Below are 1760 nucleotides of genomic sequence, written 5' to 3' on the forward strand. Positions count from 1 at the left end.
GACAACCCCAACACGGTGCTGCAGCATATCAAGATCCTTTCAGCAGCTTCGCCGGAAGGTAATACCAAGCTCAACAAGCGACTGGCGAAAAGGAGAGGAGAGCGCTTGCGCGACTATCTCAAGGAAATGCTGAATCTGCCAGACAGCGTCTTCACGGTCTCCTCCGCAGGAGAAGACTGGGAAGGACTCGCCCTGAAGATACAGAAAGAAAATGCGCCGTGGAGCAGGAAAGCCCTCTACATCATTCGGAACACCCCGGAATGGATCGTAAGAAACGGAAAGGTCGTAGATGGAAGAAAACGACAGCTCCAGAACCTCGATGGCGGAAAGGCATGGAAATACATGCTCGCCAACCACTTCGACAGCCTCCGCTCCGGAGCACTCGTGGTTTGCGAAATCCGACACATTGTACCATCTGTCAGTCCGACAGATACCCTCACATTGATTCAGAATCAGCAGGGCAGCGAACAGGATTCGCTCCCGCAGAAGGATGCCCGGGATACAGCCTCCCAGCTACAGGTATATCCAGGCGGCAATGTAGCCGAAGCCGAAAATGCAGCCCATGCATCCGGCAGAAACTCCTACTACGCCCTGAAAACCAACCTGCTCTATGATGCCCTCCTGGTGCCTAACATCGGCATCGAGACCAGCATCGGCAGGGGATGGACCCTCGGAGCCAGCGGTATGTTTGCCTGGTGGAGCAAGGATGCCAGCCACAAATACTGGAGAATCTACGGCGGAGAAATGGAAATCAGAAAGTATTTCGGCAGAAAGGCAAAGGAAAAGCCGATGCAGGGACATCACGTCTCCCTCTACGGACAGTTCCTCACCTATGATATCGAAAACGGCGGCACCGGTCACCAGAGCAAGAAAACCTACGGAGCAGGAATGGAGTACGGATACTCACTGCCGATAGGAAGACGCCTGAACCTCGACTTCGGACTGGGCGTGGGATACATCAAGTCCCACTACAAGACCTATGAGCCGAAAGACGGATGCTACGTATATGAGGCAACCCGCAACCGCACCTGGATAGGACCTACCCGTGGCGAAGTATCACTGGTATGGTTCCTCGGCAACGGAAACACCAATAGCAAGAAAGGAGGTAAGAAATGACTAGAATAACTGGTATGACAGAGTTAAGACAATCAATGATCCTATTCTTCCGCGTAATCGTCTGCGCAGCCTTCTTGCTGATGATGGCAGAACTGCTCTCATCCTGCGAGCACAAGGACCTCTGCTACGACCATCCCCACCGGCAGAACGTGGAAGTGATGTTCGACTGGAGCGCCGATCCCGATGCCAATCCAGCCACCATGAGCCTCTATCTCTATCCCGAGGAGGGAGGAGACCCCATCAGATACGAGTTCACCGACAAGAACGGCGGAAACATCTCAGTGGCAGCAGGCATCTACAGGGCAATCTGCGTAAACAGCGACAAGGAAACCCACCGCATCCTCGGCAAGGAGCGCTTTGAAACCTTCCAGGTAACGTCAGCCGAAACCCGAATCCTTCAGGGACTCCTCGCCACCATGGCAGGAGCCGCACCGATGGGACGAGGCACCGAGAAGGAAAGAATGATGCAGCAGCCTGAAATGCTCTGGAGCAGTCATGCCGACCGCATCGTAGTGAAGCCAGCCGGAGAGAAGACCGTCATCACGATGAAGCCGGAGCCGAGAGTCAAGCAGTGTACGGTGGAAATCAAGAATGTGGAGAACATCAACGGAGTGAAGGCGATGAGTGCCAGCGTATCGGGAATG

At 54.2% G+C, this 1760-nt stretch carries 2 protein-coding genes; both read left to right on the forward strand.

The window, feature by feature from the left end; genetic code table 11:
- A partial coding sequence (locus DXD25_RS16185) for a DUF3575 domain-containing protein (protein WP_147327955.1) occupies nt 1-1116 on the forward strand: 1116 nt, incomplete at its 5' end.
- On the forward strand, nt 1113-1760 hold a 648-nt coding region (locus DXD25_RS16190), incomplete at its 3' end, for a DUF5119 domain-containing protein (protein WP_233522370.1). The genes DXD25_RS16185 and DXD25_RS16190, both read left to right, overlap by 4 nt.

It is taken from the genome of Prevotella sp. TF12-30, assembly GCF_003436715.1.
Lineage (GTDB): Bacteria > Bacteroidota > Bacteroidia > Bacteroidales > Bacteroidaceae > Prevotella > Prevotella copri_A.